This is a genomic window from Rhizobium sp. ARZ01 (assembly GCF_014851675.1).
In the GTDB taxonomy this organism is placed as follows: domain Bacteria; phylum Pseudomonadota; class Alphaproteobacteria; order Rhizobiales; family Rhizobiaceae; genus Mycoplana.
Genome location: NZ_JACVAE010000002.1, coordinates 248669 through 264711 on the forward strand (window position 1 = coordinate 248669; position 16043 = coordinate 264711).

15 protein-coding genes and 1 riboswitch are annotated in these 16043 nt (G+C 62.2%); of the genes, 3 read left to right on the forward strand and 12 right to left on the reverse strand.

Annotated features, from left to right (window positions below; genetic code table 11):
* Positions 1-138: 138 nt before the first annotated feature.
* Positions 139-1236 carry a 2'-deoxycytidine 5'-triphosphate deaminase gene (locus tag IB238_RS15315; protein WP_192248463.1) on the reverse strand — a complete coding sequence of 366 codons (1098 nt, stop codon included), beginning with the start codon at positions 1234-1236 and terminating at the stop codon, positions 139-141.
* Between the two features lie 73 nt (positions 1237-1309).
* Positions 1310-1388: riboswitch (SAM riboswitch) on the forward strand.
* Positions 1389-1431: 43 nt separating this feature from the next.
* Here IB238_RS15315 and IB238_RS15320 point away from each other — a divergent pair.
* Positions 1432-2616 carry an O-succinylhomoserine sulfhydrylase gene (locus IB238_RS15320; RefSeq protein ID WP_192248466.1) on the forward strand — a complete coding sequence of 395 codons (1185 nt, stop codon included), beginning with the start codon at positions 1432-1434 and terminating at the stop codon, positions 2614-2616.
* A 267-nt stretch (positions 2617-2883) separates the two neighbouring features.
* Positions 2884-3276 (forward strand): Co2+/Mg2+ efflux protein ApaG, encoded by a 393-nt coding sequence (gene apaG / locus IB238_RS15325; RefSeq protein WP_192248469.1) that lies wholly within the window; start codon positions 2884-2886, stop codon positions 3274-3276.
* A gap of 57 nt (positions 3277-3333) precedes the next feature.
* On the opposite strand, the gene IB238_RS15330 is transcribed toward apaG, so the two are convergent.
* The 4 genes from IB238_RS15330 to IB238_RS15345 all read right to left on the reverse strand — a co-directional run bounded on the left by IB238_RS15330 (position 3334) and on the right by IB238_RS15345 (position 7261).
* Positions 3334-3795 carry an SgcJ/EcaC family oxidoreductase gene (locus IB238_RS15330; protein ID WP_192248489.1) on the reverse strand — a complete coding sequence of 154 codons (462 nt, stop codon included), beginning with the start codon at positions 3793-3795 and terminating at the stop codon, positions 3334-3336.
* 133 nt (positions 3796-3928) lie between these two features.
* Positions 3929-4918 carry an Hsp33 family molecular chaperone gene (locus tag IB238_RS15335; RefSeq protein ID WP_192248492.1) on the reverse strand — a complete coding sequence of 330 codons (990 nt, stop codon included), beginning with the start codon at positions 4916-4918 and terminating at the stop codon, positions 3929-3931.
* Between the two features lie 202 nt (positions 4919-5120).
* Positions 5121-6032, reverse strand: a complete 912-nt coding sequence (gene argF, locus IB238_RS15340; RefSeq protein ID WP_192248495.1) for an ornithine carbamoyltransferase — start codon at positions 6030-6032, stop codon at positions 5121-5123.
* Between the two features lie 35 nt (positions 6033-6067).
* Positions 6068-7261, reverse strand: coding sequence for an aspartate aminotransferase family protein (locus tag IB238_RS15345; RefSeq protein ID WP_192248498.1), 1194 nt, complete (start codon positions 7259-7261; stop codon positions 6068-6070).
* A 426-nt stretch (positions 7262-7687) separates the two neighbouring features.
* Between IB238_RS15345 and IB238_RS15350 the strand changes: the two genes are divergently transcribed.
* The gene (locus IB238_RS15350; RefSeq protein ID WP_192248501.1) at positions 7688-8206 is read left to right on the forward strand and encodes a GcrA family cell cycle regulator; all 519 of its coding nucleotides are present in this window, start codon (positions 7688-7690) and stop codon (positions 8204-8206) included.
* A 97-nt stretch (positions 8207-8303) separates the two neighbouring features.
* Here IB238_RS15350 and phoB read toward each other — a convergent pair whose 3' ends face one another.
* From phoB to phoR, 7 genes are all read right to left on the reverse strand, one after another.
* Positions 8304-8987 (reverse strand): phosphate regulon transcriptional regulator PhoB, encoded by a 684-nt coding sequence (phoB, locus tag IB238_RS15355; RefSeq protein ID WP_192248505.1) that lies wholly within the window; start codon positions 8985-8987, stop codon positions 8304-8306.
* Between the two features lie 46 nt (positions 8988-9033).
* Positions 9034-9747 carry a phosphate signaling complex protein PhoU gene (gene phoU / locus IB238_RS15360; protein ID WP_192248508.1) on the reverse strand — a complete coding sequence of 238 codons (714 nt, stop codon included), beginning with the start codon at positions 9745-9747 and terminating at the stop codon, positions 9034-9036.
* A gap of 56 nt (positions 9748-9803) precedes the next feature.
* Positions 9804-10619 (reverse strand): phosphate ABC transporter ATP-binding protein PstB, encoded by an 816-nt coding sequence (gene pstB, locus IB238_RS15365; RefSeq protein WP_192248511.1) that lies wholly within the window; start codon positions 10617-10619, stop codon positions 9804-9806.
* Positions 10620-10633: 14 nt separating this feature from the next.
* Positions 10634-11956, reverse strand: coding sequence for a phosphate ABC transporter permease PstA (gene pstA / locus IB238_RS15370; RefSeq protein ID WP_192248514.1), 1323 nt, complete (start codon positions 11954-11956; stop codon positions 10634-10636).
* On the reverse strand, positions 11953-13434 hold the full coding sequence (gene pstC / locus IB238_RS15375) for a phosphate ABC transporter permease subunit PstC (RefSeq protein ID WP_192248517.1): 1482 nt from the start codon (positions 13432-13434) through the stop codon (positions 11953-11955). Before pstC ends, pstA begins: the two co-directional genes overlap by 4 nt.
* Before the next feature lie 79 nt (positions 13435-13513).
* Positions 13514-14548, reverse strand: a complete 1035-nt coding sequence (locus tag IB238_RS15380) for a substrate-binding domain-containing protein (protein ID WP_192248519.1) — start codon at positions 14546-14548, stop codon at positions 13514-13516.
* A 192-nt stretch (positions 14549-14740) separates the two neighbouring features.
* Positions 14741-16027, reverse strand: coding sequence for a phosphate regulon sensor histidine kinase PhoR (phoR, locus tag IB238_RS15385; RefSeq protein ID WP_192248522.1), 1287 nt, complete (start codon positions 16025-16027; stop codon positions 14741-14743).
* Positions 16028-16043 lie beyond the last annotated feature (16 nt).

Below are 16043 nucleotides of genomic sequence, written 5' to 3' on the forward strand. Positions count from 1 at the left end.
GCGGAGCCGGGCATCGGGTTGTCACCAAGGAAACAGTCAACGGAAAATTGCGGTCGCGTGAACGCACGGCGGCGGCGACACCGCGGCCGGGTGTGTGCCGTAACTCATTCGAGCGGCATCGCGTGTCGGACGTCCAGCTTAGCTGGTGCGAAAATGCTTCGACAGTTTCAGGCCCTGGGCCTGGTAGTTGGAGCCCAGTCCGGCGCCGTAGAGGCTTTCGGGGAGTTCGAGCATACGCTCGTAGACGAGGCGACCGACGATCTGGCCGTGTTCGAGGATGAAGGGCACCTCGTGGCTGCGAACTTCGAGCACCGCGCGGCTGCCCGAACCGCCTGCGGCCGCGTGGCCGAAGCCGGGATCGAAGAAGCCGGCATAGTGGACGCGAAACTCACCGACGAGCGGATCGAACGGGGTCATCTCGGCCGCGTAGAGCGGCGGCACATGCACCGCCTCGCGCGAGACGAGGATATAGAACTCGTCCGGATCGAGGATCAGTTCGTTGCGGCCACGGCTGAAAAGCGGCTCCCAGAAATCGAACACGTCGTGCTGGTTCTTCTTGTCGACGTCGACGACCGCCGTGTGATGCTTGCCGCGATAGCCTACCAGCCCTTCCGGACCGGTTCCCACCAGGTCGATCGACAGCGCGATACCGCCGCCCGAGACGTTCGGCGTGTCGCTTGCAACAAGCGTGTCGGATGCGTGCAGGGCCAGAAGCTCGGCATCCGTCAGCAATGCATTACCGCTGCGAAAGCGGATCTGCGACAGGCGCGAGCCGCGCCGCACGACGATCGGGAAGGTGCGCGGCGATATCTCGAGGTAAAGCGGCCCCTTGTATCCGGCCGGGATCTTGTCGAATTCCTGCGCCCGATCGGTGATAACGCGCGTGAAAATGTCGAGGCGGCCGGTCGAGCTCTTCGGATTGGTCGAGGCCGACAGATCGTTCGGTAGGTCGAGGCTTTCCATCAAGGGCACGATGTAGACGCAGCCTGTCTCCAGGACCGCGCCTTCCGACAGGTCGATCACATGCAGCTTGAGCCGGTCAAGCTTGTCGGCGACAAGGTGCGAGGGGCCGGGCAAGAAGCTCGCACGAACGCGAAAAGCCTTCGAGCCAAGCCGCAGGTCAAGGCTTGCAGGCTGGATCTGATCGTCATCCAGCGCCGCCTCGCTTACGAGCCTACCGCTGTCGAACAGCCCCTTAATGGCGCGATCCGCCAGAATTCCCGTTGCACGTACCATTGACCTATCCTTTAAACTGGCCGACAAAACCAAATGCCGGCAATTGACGCAAGCACCGCCAGGCAGTATGGACCGGATATCCCGTGGTGATTTGGCCGGTCGGCTTGCAGCCACGTTAAACAAGTAGCTAAAAAGGCCGGGTGTCCAACCGGCCTGCTTTTGCGGCCGGTTTTTTTGTTTGGAAGGCTATATCACATGAGCAAGTCCTGGCGCCCGGCAACTCAACTCGTCCATGGCGGCACCACCCGTTCGCAGCATGCTGAAACCTCCGAGGCGATTTTCCTGACGCAGGGCTTCGTCTACGAAACCTCGGAAGCCGCCGAAGCCCGCTTCAAGGGCGAGACGGAAGGCTTTATCTACGCCCGCTACGGTAGCCCGACCAACGACATGTTCGAGCGACGCATGTGCCTTCTCGAAGGGGCCGAGGAAGGTCGCGCCATGGCTTCCGGCATGGCGGCGGTCGCAGCTGCGATCCTTTGCCAGGTCAAGGCCGGCGATCACATCGTTGCCGCCCGCGCCCTGTTCGGCTCCTGCCGATGGGTGGTCGAGACGCTGGCGCCGAAATACGGCGTAGAGTGTACGCTCGTCGACGGGCGCGATCTCGCCAACTGGGAAAAGGCGATCCAGAAGAACACCAAGGTCTTCTTCCTCGAAAGCCCGACGAACCCGACACTCGAGGTGGTCGACATCGCCGGCGTGGCAAAGCTCGCAAACCACATCGGCGCCAAGGTCGTGGTCGACAACGTCTTTGCAACCCCGCTGTTCCAGAAGCCGCTCGAACTCGGTGCGCATGTGGTCGTCTACTCGGCCACCAAGCACATCGATGGTCAGGGCCGCTGCCTCGGCGGCATCGTGCTGTCCGACAAGCAGTGGGTGGAGGAGAACCTGCAGGAATACTTCCGCCACACCGGCCCGGCCATGTCGCCGTTCAATGCCTGGACGCTGCTGAAGGGGATCGAGACGCTGCCACTGCGCGTCCGGCAGCAGACGGAGAACGCGTCGCGCATCGCCGATTTCCTTGCCGATCATCCGAAGGTCGCCCGTGTCATCTATCCCGGCCGCAAGGATCACCCCCAGGCCGACATCATCGCCAAGCAGATGACTGGCGGTTCGACGCTGATCTGCATTGAGCTGAAGGGCGGCAAGGAAGCGGCATTCGCGCTGCAGAACGCACTCGAGATCGTCGAGATCTCCAACAATCTCGGCGACGCCAAGAGCCTGATCACCCATCCGGGCACGACGACGCACAAGAACCTGACCGATGAGGCCCGCGCGGAGCTCGGCATTTCGCCCGGCACGATCCGCTTCTCAGCCGGCATCGAAGACAGCGAGGATCTGCTCGCTGACTTCGCTCAGGCGCTGGAGAAGGTAAAGGCCTGACAGCGCGCATCACCGCCTGCCCGGCAGGCGCTGGATCTCAAGCCGGATCAACAAGAGCGACGGACGTTCGAATGGACCCCATTTGGACGCCCGTCACTGCAAGTTTGCTTGACGATAGACAATTGTCTTGATCCGATTGCACAGGACGTGCCAACGAAAGGTCGGAGCGTCAACGTTCGACAGCACCATCAACTACGCAGGCGCAGTCGGACGCATCAGCCAGCATCAAACCAGCAGCAGCAACCCCTCAGAGCTCAAGGCGTTGGAATGTACAGAGCGCTTACCCGCGACATAGAGGTGACCGTCGAGCCCTACTTCCTGGAGGAGCAATCCGATCCGGACGACAGCCGCTACGTCTGGGGATACCGCATCGTGATTGCCAACCATTCGGATATCTCGGTCAAGCTGATAACCCGCTACTGGAACATCACCGACCAGAACGGGATCGTGGACGAAGTCAGCGGCCCCGGCGTCGTCGGCGAGCAGCCGGTACTTGGGCCGGGAGATACCTACGAGTACTCCTCCGGCTGTCCGCTCGATACACCATCCGGCGTCATGTTCGGCCACTACCAGATGGAAACACCGGCGGGGGAAGCGTTCGACGTCGCCATTCCTGCCTTTTCGCTTGATGCGCCGGGACAGACGCGCACGCTGAACTGAATTTGCCGACGCCCCGACGCAAGAGCCCGCTACCGGTCACCTTCCGGTGAGTGACTGCTACATTGCGCTGTCGCTGTTAAAGATATCGGCCATGACCCTCCAGTTGTCGCCCGCCTTTTTCCAAACGACGACGTATTTTCCCTTATCGTGGACGGGCTTGTCGGTCGTGAATCCGAGCTCGTAGGTTCCGATCTCATAGGCAATGTCACCCGATTGGGCGACTTCGACAAGGGAAGGGGAAAAGATGAGCGAAAAATCCTTCATGCCGACGAGGCCCTTCCAGGCCGCCTCAACAGCACTTCGTCCCTTGGCGATCGGCATGCCCGGTGCCAAGACCGCCCCGTCTTCGGCATAGAACTCGGCAATGGCCTTCGGGTCTTTGGTCGCGACGGCCTTCAGCCACGTCTCGTCAATCTTCATAATCTGCTGCCTGTTGTCGTCCGAACTGGCGACCGGCATATCAGCCGCCATCACGACGCCGACGGTCAGCGGCACGAGAAAGGCAATTGCGCGTATCATGGCCTCCTCCTCGACGAGCGCGGCGGCCACAGAAAGCGGTCACCGCGATCGTACTGTCCATCATGCGCGCGACTCTAACATAAAAGCGGACGCCGGGGCAGGCGTCCGCTTCTGCAAATCGGGACGGAGTGCGTCAGACGGCGGCGACCTCGCCGATCTCGAACCGATAGGTCGTCGAGCAGAATTCGCAGGTGGCGGAAATCTGGCCGTCCGTCGCAGCGTGCTCGATCTCCTCGGCCGAAAGCCCAGAAAGAACGGCCTTGAGCTTTTCGCGCGAACAGGCGCAGCGATCGAATACCTGCTGTGGCGAGTAGACCCGCACACCGCGCTCATGGAAAAGCCGGTACAACAGGCGCTCGGTTCCGACATTCGGGTCCGTCAACTCGTCGGCATCGATCGTCTCGACCAGTGACCGGGCTTCCGCCCACTTGTCGTCTTCGCCGATCTTGTGACCAATTTCATCACCATCGCCACCGGGCAAGTCCGCCTGGCGCATACGCTCAGGCGACTCCGGGAGGAACTGCGCCACCATGCCGCCCGCACGCCAGCGGTGACGCGAATTGCCGTTACCATCACGATCGAAGAGCTCGGCAACGCCCAGACGCACGCGGGTTGGAATCTGCTCAGACTGGCGGAAATAGACGCCGGCGATCTCCTCTAGTGTGTGGCCGTCCAGCGCCACGATACCCTGATAGCGCTGAGTATAGGCGCCCTGGTCTATGGTGAAAGCGAGTATGCCCTTGCCGAGCAGTTCATGCGGGGCGGCCTTGCCGGCTTTCACCGCGGCTTCCAGCGCGTCGGCATCGTAGCGGGCATAAGCGCGCACGTTCTCGGGGCTGGAAAAATCCGCCACGAGCAGATCGACAGGACCATCGCTCTTCGTTTGCAGGATTAGCTTGCCATCGAACTTCAGCGACGTGCCAAGCAGGACCGTCAGGACGATCGCTTCGGCCAGAAGGCGCGCGACGGGCTGCGGGTAATCGTGCCGCTCGAGAATCGCGTCAAGCATCGGCCCGAGCTGGACCGCACGGCCACGCACGTCGAGGCCTTCCACCTGGAACGGCACGACGTGATCGTCGCCGGCAAAATCGAGTTCGCCAAGTTTAGGGGCTGGCTGGGCCATTATCTGCTCCTTCAACGCCAAAACCCGCCTCAGGCGGATGCTGCTCACATCTGCCTGCGGCGAGTGCGTTCTTCAGTGATACTGCGCATGACCGCCGGGATGATCCGGCGGGGCGACGCCAACCACAGGCGCCGCGGCGATATCGGGTTCGCGCCATAGATCGTGGCACTTGCAGGCGTTTTCAATAGGCGCGAACCACCGGTCAAATGACGTTCAGGCACCAGGCAAGGATGGACTTCTGCGCGTGCAGGCGGTTTTCCGCCTCATCGAAAACGACAGACTGCGGTCCGTCGATGACCTCGTTGGTGACTTCCTCACCGCGGTGCGCCGGCAGGCAGTGCATGAAGAGCGCGTCCTTGTCGGCCTTCGCCATCAGCGCCTCGTTCACCTGGAACGGCTGGAAAACGTTGTGGCCACGGGCGCGATGCTCCTGGTTCATCGACACCCAGCAGTCGGTGACCACGCAATCGGCACCGGCGACGGCCTGGTCGGCATCATGGCTAAGCACGATATCGCCGCCATTGTTGCGTGCCCAGTTGAGGATCTTGTCTTCCGGCTCGGAGCCGAGCGGCACGGCCATATTCATTCGGTAGCCGAAGCGGGCAGCCCCCTCCACAAATGAATGGAGCACGTTGTTGCCGTCGCCCGTCCAGGCGATCGTCCGCCCCTTCACCGGCCCGCGATGTTCCTCGAAGGTCATGATGTCGGCCATAATCTGGCAGGGATGCGTCAGGTCCGTCAGCGCGTTGATCACCGGCACGGTCGCGTATTCTGCAAGCTCGAGCAGGCGGGAATGGTCCGTCGTACGGATCATGATCGCATCGACATAGCGCGAAAGTACCTTCGCCGTGTCGCCGATCGTCTCGGCGCGGCCAAGCTGCATTTCGGTACCCGACAGGAACAGTGTCTCGCCGCCGAGCTGGCGCATGCCCACGTCGAACGATACGCGCGTGCGTGTCGAGGGCTTTTCGAAGATCATCGCGAGCATCTTGCCGGCGAGCGGCTTGTCGGCCGTTCCGGCCTTGGTCGCTGCCTTTCGCACCTTGGCGTCATCCATGATCGTGCGAAGGTTCTCAGCCGTCATCGCAGAGAGGTCGAGGAAGTGTCTGGCCATGCTGTCAGTCCTGCTGTTTTACCCTCGGCGTCGCCTCAGGCCTGCTTTTTCTCGGCACTCAATTTTTCCGCCGCCCGTTCGATCCGCGCCAGGCCCTCGCGAGCCTCCTCGGCCGTCGTGATCAGCGGCGGCAGCAGCCGCAACACGTTGTCGCCGGCCGGAACGAGCAGCATATGCTCGGCGCGAACCGCCTTCAGCAAATCCGCCGATGGAACCTTGGCCTTGATGCCGAGCATCAGGCCCTCGCCGCGGATATCCTCGATGATATCCGGAAAACGGTCCTTCAACGAGGCCAGTCCCTGGCGGAGCACCAGCGCGACGTCACGAACATGGGCGAGGAACCCCTCTTCCAGCACGACATCAAGGACGGCGTTGCCCACGGCCATTGCCAGCGGGTTACCGCCATATGTCGAACCGTGGGTGCCGGCCACCATGCCGGAAGCCGCTTCCGCGGTCGCAAGGCATGCGCCGAGCGGAAAGCCACCGCCAATACCCTTGGCAACGGCCATGATATCAGGTGTGATCCCTGCCCATTCATGGGCGAAGAACTTGCCCGTGCGGCCGACGCCGCTCTGCACTTCGTCGAGGATCAGGAGCAGGCCGAACTCGTCGCAAAGCGCCCGCAACTCCCGCAGGAATTCGTTCGACACGACGCGGATGCCGCCCTCGCCCTGCACCGGCTCGATCAGGATCGCCGCAGTTTCTTCGGTTATCGCGTTCTTGACGGCAGCGATATCGCCGAAAGGCACCTGGTAGAAACCGGGCGCCTTCGGCCCGAAGCCTTCGAGATATTTCTCCTGGCCGCCGGCGGCAATCGTCGCAAGCGTACGGCCATGGAAGGCACCCTCGAAGGTGATGACATGGAACTTGCCGGGATGACCCTTGGCGAAATGATAGCGCCGTGCCGTCTTGATCGCGCATTCCAGCGCCTCGGCGCCGGAATTGGTGAAGAACACCTTATCGGCAAAGGTCGCCTCCGTCAGCCGCTTGCCGAGCGTTTCCTGTCCAGGAACCTCGTACAGGTTCGACAGATGCCAGACCTTGTCGGCCTGTGCCTTCAGGCTCTCGACCAGATGAGGATGGGCATGCCCCAGCGAATTGACCGCGACGCCGGCTGCAAAATCGAGATAGCGCGAACCATCCTCCGCGATCAGCCAGACGCCCTCGCCGCGCTCGAAACGCAGCGGCGCACGCAGATAGGTCTCGTAAAGCGGCGTGGCATCAGCCATGGCGCGTATCTCCTTCGCAGCGGATGCGGAATACAGTTCCCGGGCTTGTCTTTTCCTCACGGGAAAAATCGAAAATGCCGCCTTTCGGCGGCGGCCGCACTATCTGCATTTCAGGGGCCGATGTCAACAAAAGGACGCAACGTCAATCGGCCTTAACATACCGCTGCGTGACGATTCACAACACTCGATGGAAGTGTCGCAAGTGAGTCACACCTTACGAGCAAGTTGGGGAAAACTGGAAAATCGAATCGGCCGGATTCCCGCGACTCTTGTCACAGAGTCCCCCTGTCAGTAGGTTAAAAGTCAATTGCTAGACTGCATGCGGCGGAACTAGTCACCAACAGTATCAGAGCGTTCCGTGCTCCGGAGCCATCCGGGGCGCTGGAGAGGGATTCCCGGTAGCGAACGCTGGAACGGAGGCGGTAGATGAACTGGACAGACGAGAGGGTCGAGAAGCTCAAGAAGCTCTGGTCCGAAGGACTGAGTGCCAGCCAGATCGCAGCACAACTCGGCGGCGTCAGTCGCAACGCGGTGATCGGCAAAGTCCATCGGCTCGCGCTGCCCGGCCGCGCCAAGGCGGGCGGCACGCCGACTGCGACCCGCGCCAAGCGACCGGCGTCTGCGCCGCGCCCTGCAAACTTCGCGCCCCGCGTGGCAACCCGCACGGTTGTCCGCCCGGCAGGCGCAACCGTCATCAAGGAAGAGGTCGCCTTTGAGTATGACGACCTGCCAGCTACCCGGGTCGTCACCAACGTGGTCCTGCCGATGTCGCGTCGGCTGGAACTGACGGAGCTGACCGAGCGCACCTGCAAGTGGCCGAACGGCGATCCGCTGACGGAAGAATTTCATTTCTGCGGCAACGAGTCCCCGGACAACTCGCCGTACTGCCTCTATCATCAGCGACTGGCCTATCAGCCGTCAGCCGAACGTCGCCGGATGCGTTGATCGGGCACCGCCCTTTCCTAGCGAACAAGCAGCGAGACAAATGCAAACGGGCCCCTCAAGGCCCGTTTTCGTTTCCGATTGTCGCGTCGCGACGCTCTTACGCCTCCAGCGAATACCCCGCCCCGCGCACTGTGCGTATGACGTCCTGCATGTTGGAGAAATTCAGCGCCTTGCGCAGCCGGCCGACATGGACATCCACAGTACGCTCATCGACGTAGATGTCGTGGCCCCAGACACCATCGAGCAACTGCGAACGCGAGTAGACGCGGCCGGGGGATGCCATGAGGAATTCGAGCAGCCGGAACTCGGTCGGGCCGAGGCGAACTTCCCGCGTCCGGCGATGGACACGATGGGTCTCACGGTCGAGTTCGATGTCGCCGCACTTCAGAAGTGTCGAGACCACTTCGGGCCGCGCGCGCCGGAGCATCGCTTTGACCCGCGCCATCAGCTCGGGCGTCGAGAAGGGCTTCACCACATAGTCGTCGGCACCGGTGGCAAGGCCACGGACTCGTTCGTTTTCTTCGCCACGTGCCGTCAGCATGATGATCGGCAGGCGCTCAGTCTCGGAGCGCTGGCGCAGGCGCCGGCAAAGCTCGATGCCGGAGACACCGGGCAGCATCCAGTCGAGGATCAGAAGATCCGGCTGGCGTTCCTGCAGCCGTATCTCCGCTTCGTCGCCGCGCAGGATCGTGTCGACCTCGAAGCCCTCAGCCTCAAGGTTATAGCGCAGGAGGACGCTCAGCGCCTCCTCGTCTTCGACCACGGTTATCTTGGGAACCATACCTTGGGAACTCCCGGGGATCTAATGTTCAGAGGCTTCGAGGCGATCATTCCTTGACCGCGCCGACCGAGGTGGTGTGATCGTCCTTCGGGCGCTCGCCTTCCGGCGGCGCACCTGTCGCCATGTAGAAGATCGTCTCGGCAATGTTTGTGGCGTGGTCGCCGATACGCTCGATGTTCTTGGCGCAGAACAGGAGATGCGTGCAGGGCGTGATGTTGCGCGGGTCTTCCATCATGTAGGTCAGGAGTTCACGGAACAGCGAGGTGTAGATCGCATCGATCTCATCGTCGCGCTCGCGGATCTCCTTGGCCTTCTCGATGTTGCGCGAGGCGTAAACGTCGAGAACCTCCTTCAGCTGCATCAGCGCCAGTTCGGCGAGATGCTCCAGCCCGCGAGCCAGCTTGCGCGGCATGCCCGAACTCTGCACGGCGATGACGCGCTTGGCGTTGTTCTTGCCGAGGTCGCCGACGCGTTCGAGTTCGGCGGCAATACGGATCGCGCCCATGATCTCGCGCAGGTCCGCCGCCATCGGCTGCCGCTTGGCGATCGTCAGGATCGCCTTCTCGTTGATCTGCCGCTCGGCATTGTCGAGGACAACGTCCTCGGAAATCACCTTCTGGGCAAGTGCCGTGTCGGTGTTGACCAGCGCACGTACGCTGTCGCCCACCATCTGTTCAGCAGTGCCACCCATCTCGGAAATGCGGCGGGTGAGATACTTTAGTTCTTCGTCGTAGATCGAAACGATATGGGTCGATGACATGGTCTTTCCTCAACGGGCGCAGATGCGCCGGGTCTTCATCCGGGACCGGGCTCGCGTCAACCGAAGCGGCCCATGATGTAGTCCTGCGTGCGCTGGTCATCCGGATTGGTGAACATCTTGTCGGTCTCGTTCTCCTCGACGAGATTACCGAGGTGAAACATGGCGGTGCGCTGCGACACGCGGGCCGCCTGCTGCATCGAGTGCGTGACGATGACGATGGTGAAGTTCGCTCGCAGTTCGTGGATCAATTCCTCGACCTTGGCGGTCGCGATCGGGTCGAGCGCCGAGCAGGGCTCGTCCATCAGGATCACCTCGGGGCTGACGGCGACGGCGCGGGCGATGCAAAGACGCTGCTGCTGGCCGCCGGAGAGACCGGTGCCGCCCTCATGCAGCCGGTCCTTCACCTCGTTCCAGAGCCCCGCTTTCTGCAAGCTGTGTTCGACGACCTGATCCAGGTCGGCCTTGGACTTCGCCAGACCGTGAATGCGCGGCCCATAGGCGACGTTTTCGTAGATCGACTTCGGAAACGGGTTCGGCTTCTGGAACACCATGCCGACGCGGGCGCGAAGCTCCACCACATCGATCGATGGATCGTAGATGTTGTCCCCGTCGAGCGTGATCGTGCCGGTGACGCGGCAGCTATCGATCGTGTCGTTCATACGGTTGAGCGTGCGCAGGAAGGTGGACTTGCCGCAGCCCGACGGGCCGATCAAAGCCGTCACCGTGTTCTCGCGAACCTTCAGATTCACGTCGTAAAGGGCACGCTTGTCGCCATAGTAAACGGAGACATCCTTGCCAATCATCTTGTAGGGTATTGCGTCCATCTTCTTTTCCAGCACTTCCTCGGCTGTGGCTTCGGTCATGATGTTCATCTTCTTTTACCCCACTACCAGCGGCGTTCGAAACGGCGCCGCAATAGAATTGCGCCAAGGTTCATGATGATTAGGAACACAAGCAGCACGATGATTGCGCCCGACGTGCGTTCCACGAAGGCGCGCTCGGCCTCGTTCGCCCACATGTAGATCTGCACCGGCAGTGCCGTCGACGGGTCAAGCGGGGTCGTCGGCACGTTGGCGACAAAGGCGACCATGCCAATGAGCAGCAGCGGCGCAGTCTCGCCGAGCGCATGCGCCAGGCCGATGATCGTGCCGGTGAGGATGCCGGGCATGGCGAGCGGCAGCACATGATGGAAGGTCGTCTGCATCTTCGAGGCGCCAAGCCCGAGTGCTGCGGCGCGGATCGATGGCGGCACGGCGCGAAGCGCCGCGCGCGTGGCGATGATGATCGTCGGCAGCGTCATCAACGTCAGCACCAGGCCACCGACCAGCGGCGCTGAACGCGGCAGCCCTGCGAAGTTGATGAAGACCGCAAGCCCGAGAAGGCCGTAGACGATCGAGGGAACGGCCGCGAGGTTGTTGATGTTGACCTCGATCAGGTCGGTCAGCCGGTTCTTCGGCGCAAACTCTTCCAGATAGATCGAGGCAGCCACGCCAATCGGCAGCGACAGCACCAGCACAATGCCCATCAAATAGAGCGACCCCACAAGCGCAACGCCAAGACCTGCACCTTCGGGTCGGCTCGAATTGCCGTTGACGAAGAGGCCGGTGTTGAAGCCCTTGGCCAGCACGCCCTCCTCCGCAAGCTGGTTCATCCAGGCGACCTGCTTGTCGGAGACCTTGCGGTTCTTCTCATCCACGGTGAGGTCGAACTGCCCCTTGAACGCGGTATCGATGTTGGCGCTGGCGAGAACGGTGACCGGCACGGTCTTGCCGATGATCGAAGGATCGGCGGCGACCATGTCGCGAAGCGTCACGCGCGCGCTTTCCGAGACCATCGCCGCTACCTGCTTCAGGGCCGGCCTGTCGCTCGATGCGACGCCGAGCTTTTCCGCAAGCGCGTTACGCACCAGCAGCGGATAGTTGGCGGCAACCAGCACCTTCGGGTCGCTCGCGCGCTTGTTGCTCGGGTCGATCACCTTCTCGGAGAATTCGACCGGCAGGGTGATCTCCGTCTGCTGAAAGGCGGTGTAGCCCTTGCCGACGACCGACCACAGCAGCACGAACAGGAAGACCAGACCGAAGACGATCGCAGCCAGGCCATAGAGGCGGAAGCGGCGCTCGGCGGCATAGCGCCGGCGGATGCCGATGTCGCGGCGCGGCGGCGCCTTCGATACGAGATCGCCGGAAACCGGTGAGAGGAGATCGGTCATTCGTACTGCTCCCGGTACTTGCGGACGATATAGAGCGCGTAAATGTTGAGTGCCAACGTGATGCAGAAAAGCGTGATGCCGAGTGCGAAGGCCACCAGCGTCTGCGGCGAGGTGAATTCCAGGTCGCCGGTCAACTGATTGACGATCTTCACCGTCACCGTCGTCATCGGCTCGAACGGGTTAAGCTGCATGCGTGCGGCGACGCCGGCGGCCAGCACGACGATCATCGTCTCGCCGATGGCGCGCGAGGCCGTCATCAGCAGCGCGCCGACGATGCCCGGAAGAGCGGCCGGAAGGATCACCCGCTTGATAGTCTCGGAGCGGGTCGCACCGAGCCCGAGCGAACCGTCACGCAGCGCCCGCGGCACCGCGGTAATGATGTCGTCAGAGAGCGAAGAGACGTAGGGGATCAGCATGATGCCCATGACGATGCCGGCCGTCAGAACGCTCTGCGCCTGGATGAAGTTGGCATAGTTGCCGGTGACGAGGCCATTGAGGCTGGCGGAAATGTCGCGAAGGAACGGGCCGACGGTGACGAGCGCAAAGAAGCCGTAGACGATGGTCGGGATGCCGGCCAGCACTTCGAGCAGCGGCTTTGCCATCGAACGCATGCGTGGAGAGGCATACTCGGCCATGTAGATGGCGGCGAACAGCCCGACCGGGACGGCGACGAGCATCGCGACGAAGCCGATGTAGAGCGTGCCTGCGAGCAGCGGAATCAAACCGAACTGACCGGACGAACTTGTGCCCGCCCCGGCGAAGCGCGGATCCCAGACGGTGCCGAAAAAGAACTCGGATGCCGGCACAGTACGGAAGAAGAGGACCGCTTCGCTCAGCATCGAGACGGCAATTCCGATTGTCGTCAGAATGGCAATCGACGAGGCGACAATGAGCGTCCAGAGCATGACGCGCTCGACCTTATTGCGCGCCCGCATGCGCGGCGCGATGGTGCGGAGTGCGAGGAACGCACCGGCCAATGAGATGGCGATCGAGATGGTGGCAAGCGCCATCCGGCTGGTCTGCGACATCGAATTGAGTGTCGCTGCCGAACCCAGCATGTAGGGCTGCGCCTCGGCGGCGACCGCAACTCCCTTGCCGGCGAAAACTGATTGCAGGGTCGAGGGATCGTTCGTTACGGCATCCAGCTCCTGTGCCGACAGCATCGGAAGGCCCCGGGCGATGGTGGCAACCATACCGAAGGCAAGGCTCTGCTGCGCCGGCGACTGCGCCGTGACCTCATCGGGAAAGCTGTCGCGGACGGAGGAATTGATGATGAACGGGCTGATCGTCAGCCAGAGGGCGACGAGGATCAGCGGCGGCAGGAATGCCGCGAGCGCCACATAGGCGCCGTAGTAGGTCGGCCGGGAATGGAGTGCCGATGACTTTCCACCTGACAGGGCATTTGCCCGCATGCGGCCCAGAACGTAGGCGACCGCGGCGATGGCCAGCAGAATGGCGAGAAGTAGCGTCGTGCTCATGCGGGTGTCCCAGCCGCTTCATGCGAAAAGTGAGAATGAGCGGGACCGGCGCAGCCTGGCTGCGCCGGTCTCCTCAAGATTACATGCTCTTGCCGGCTTCGACCGCCGTGCGGATTTCTTCACGCTCGGCATCCGGAGCGGAAACGAGACCGTACTCGGCGAGCGGGCCGTCCGGGCCGATCATCTGGTCGGAGACGAAGAACTCGACATATTCCTTCAGGCCCGGAACCACGCCGACATGAGCCTTCTTGACGTAGAAGAACAGCGGGCGGGAGACCGGGTATTCACCGGAGGAGATCGTCTCGACCGACGGGGTGACGCCACTGACGGTCGCAACCTTCAGCTTGTCGGCGTTGTTCTCGTAGAAGGACAGGCCGAAGACGCCGACGCCGGTCTTGTTGGCGGCGATACGGGCGAGCGTCTCGGAGTAGTCACCGTCGATGTCGACGGCAAGGCCGTCCTTGCGGACTGCGACGCACTTCTTGTGCGCTTCCTTCTCGTCGGCGATCGCCGCCTTGATCACGTCGGGCGCCCCGACTTCCTTGCAGCCTGCTGCCAGAACCTTCTCTTCGAAGACTTCGCGCGTGCCGTGCTTTTCACCCGGAATGTAGGCAGCGATCTCGACATCCGGCAGCGCCGGGTTCACTTCGGACCACTTCTTGTAGGGGTTGGCGACGAGCTTGCCGTCGACCACAACTTCGGCGGCGAGCGCCTTGTAGATGTCGGCCGGAACGAAGGCGATATCCGGGTTGCTGGAGTCCGTCGCGAAGACGATGCCGTCATAGCCGATCTTCACTTCCTGGATGTCCGTCACGCCGGCTGCCTTGCAGGCCTCAAGCTCGGAGTCCTTGATCTGGCGCGAGGCGTTGGCGATGTCGATGGTAGCCTCACCGACGCCCTTGCAGAATTCCTTCAGGCCTGCGCCTGTGCCGCCGGATTCGACGACCGGCGTCTTGAAGTCGCCAAACGTCTCGCCGAACGTTTCCGCCACAATCTTCGAATAGGGCAGGACGGTCGAGGAGCCGGCAATTTGGACCTGATCGCGTGCGACGGCGACGCCGGCGAACGCGGCAGAGGCAACCAGAGCGGCTACGGTGAGTTGAAGAGATTTCATCTGAAGTTCTCCCAGTATGGGCTTGTGTGGGTACGCCGGCGGTCGGCTCTTGCCTGCCGTCGATCAGCGGCCCCTGTCTAGCGCCGGATCGCCATTGCTTTTATGTCACTTTGACGAAACATTTGTGACACATTAAGCGACTGAAATTGCTTAATTAAATCAGATGGCTCACAGTTCGCGGCTGACTATATGTCAGAATTTGACGGTAAATGTCGTACCCTTACCGACTTCGGACTTCACGACGAGGCGGGCGCGATGGCGCGTGAGGATGTGCTTGGCGATCGCAAGACCAAGACCCGTACCCTTTTTTGAGCGGCTTGCTTCTACATTGACGCGATAGAAGCGCTCGGTGATGCGCGGGACATGCTCGGGTGGGATACCCGGGCCGTAATCCGTGACAGCCACTTCGGGATGCTCGGCGTCGGCGACCAAAAACCGTACGTCGACCCGCTTGCCCTCCTGGCCGTATTTGCAGGCGTTCTCGATCAGGTTCTCGAATACCTCGATCAGTTCGTCCCGATCGCCGGTGACCTCGACGGCCCGGTCCGGCAGGTCGAGCGCAATCTCCACACCCAGCTCTGCAGCAAACGGCTGGAGGCTGTCACGCACATGGCCGAGCAGCGGTCCAAGATCGACCGTCTGGTCCGGCGCAATGTTCGACTTCAACTCCAGCCGGGACAGGGAGAGGAGATCATCGACGAGGCGGCTCATCCGCGTCGCCTGCTCATGCATGATGCCGAGGAAGCGTTCCTGCGCCTTCTCGTCGCCCTTTGCCGGCCCCTGCAAGGTTTCAATGAAGCCACGCAACGAAGCGAGCGGCGTGCGCAGTTCGTGGCTGGCATTGGCAACGAAATCGGATCGCATACGGTCGATCCGTCGCGCCTGCGAGACATCGCGAAACGAAATCAGGAAGTAGCGCCCGCCACCAAGGCGCGGACCGAGCGCCTGCATGGGGGCGGCACGCACGATGTAGACCGTTTCGGAGGGCAGCCGTTCCGAATGCTCGATCTCCTTCGCCTGCCCGGTCGCGATCACCTCGCGCGCCATGTCCAGGATTCCGGGCGCGCGGATGCGGCCTGCGAGATCGGCGTTGCGCGGAATCGGGCCGAAGAGGACCGTGGCGGCCCGGTTCTGCAATCTGACCGTCTCGTCGGCCGTAACGACCAGCACGGGCATATCCAGTGCATCGATCAGGGCGGCAATCGCCGATAGACTGTCGGCGGCGTCTGCGTCCAGACGCGCAGCACTTGCAGGTACGGCAGTGGTGCGCCCTTCGAGCCGTTCGGCCCGCGCGAACCCGGCGAGTACCAGCAGTACGGATGCAAAGACCACCCAGCCAGCCGGCACACCGCCCATCCACATCAGGGAAGCAGTGAAAAGGACCGCAGCGAGAAGCACGCGCTCGTCCCACAGCTGCGCCAACAGCCACCGGATCGTGGATCCGCGCTCCTCCACCAGAATTCCCTTCCTCACCTTCATTGCCATGCTCCCCAAT

Coding starts and splice junctions, on each gene's coding strand:
- IB238_RS15315 (WP_192248463.1), bottom strand. CDS start 1,236: ATGGTACGTGCAACGGGAATTCTGGCGGATCGCGCCATTAAGGGGCTG.
- IB238_RS15320 (WP_192248466.1), top strand. CDS start 1,432: ATGAGCAAGTCCTGGCGCCCGGCAACTCAACTCGTCCATGGCGGCACC.
- apaG (WP_192248469.1), top strand. CDS start 2,884: ATGTACAGAGCGCTTACCCGCGACATAGAGGTGACCGTCGAGCCCTAC.
- IB238_RS15330 (WP_192248489.1), bottom strand. CDS start 3,795: ATGATACGCGCAATTGCCTTTCTCGTGCCGCTGACCGTCGGCGTCGTG.
- IB238_RS15335 (WP_192248492.1), bottom strand. CDS start 4,918: ATGGCCCAGCCAGCCCCTAAACTTGGCGAACTCGATTTTGCCGGCGAC.
- argF (WP_192248495.1), bottom strand. CDS start 6,032: ATGGCCAGACACTTCCTCGACCTCTCTGCGATGACGGCTGAGAACCTT.
- IB238_RS15345 (WP_192248498.1), bottom strand. CDS start 7,261: ATGGCTGATGCCACGCCGCTTTACGAGACCTATCTGCGTGCGCCGCTG.
- IB238_RS15350 (WP_192248501.1), top strand. CDS start 7,688: ATGAACTGGACAGACGAGAGGGTCGAGAAGCTCAAGAAGCTCTGGTCC.
- phoB (WP_192248505.1), bottom strand. CDS start 8,987: ATGGTTCCCAAGATAACCGTGGTCGAAGACGAGGAGGCGCTGAGCGTC.
- phoU (WP_192248508.1), bottom strand. CDS start 9,747: ATGTCATCGACCCATATCGTTTCGATCTACGACGAAGAACTAAAGTAT.
- pstB (WP_192248511.1), bottom strand. CDS start 10,619: ATGAACATCATGACCGAAGCCACAGCCGAGGAAGTGCTGGAAAAGAAG.
- pstA (WP_192248514.1), bottom strand. CDS start 11,956: ATGACCGATCTCCTCTCACCGGTTTCCGGCGATCTCGTATCGAAGGCG.
- pstC (WP_192248517.1), bottom strand. CDS start 13,434: ATGAGCACGACGCTACTTCTCGCCATTCTGCTGGCCATCGCCGCGGTC.
- IB238_RS15380 (WP_192248519.1), bottom strand. CDS start 14,548: ATGAAATCTCTTCAACTCACCGTAGCCGCTCTGGTTGCCTCTGCCGCG.
- phoR (WP_192248522.1), bottom strand. CDS start 16,027: ATGAAGGTGAGGAAGGGAATTCTGGTGGAGGAGCGCGGATCCACGATC.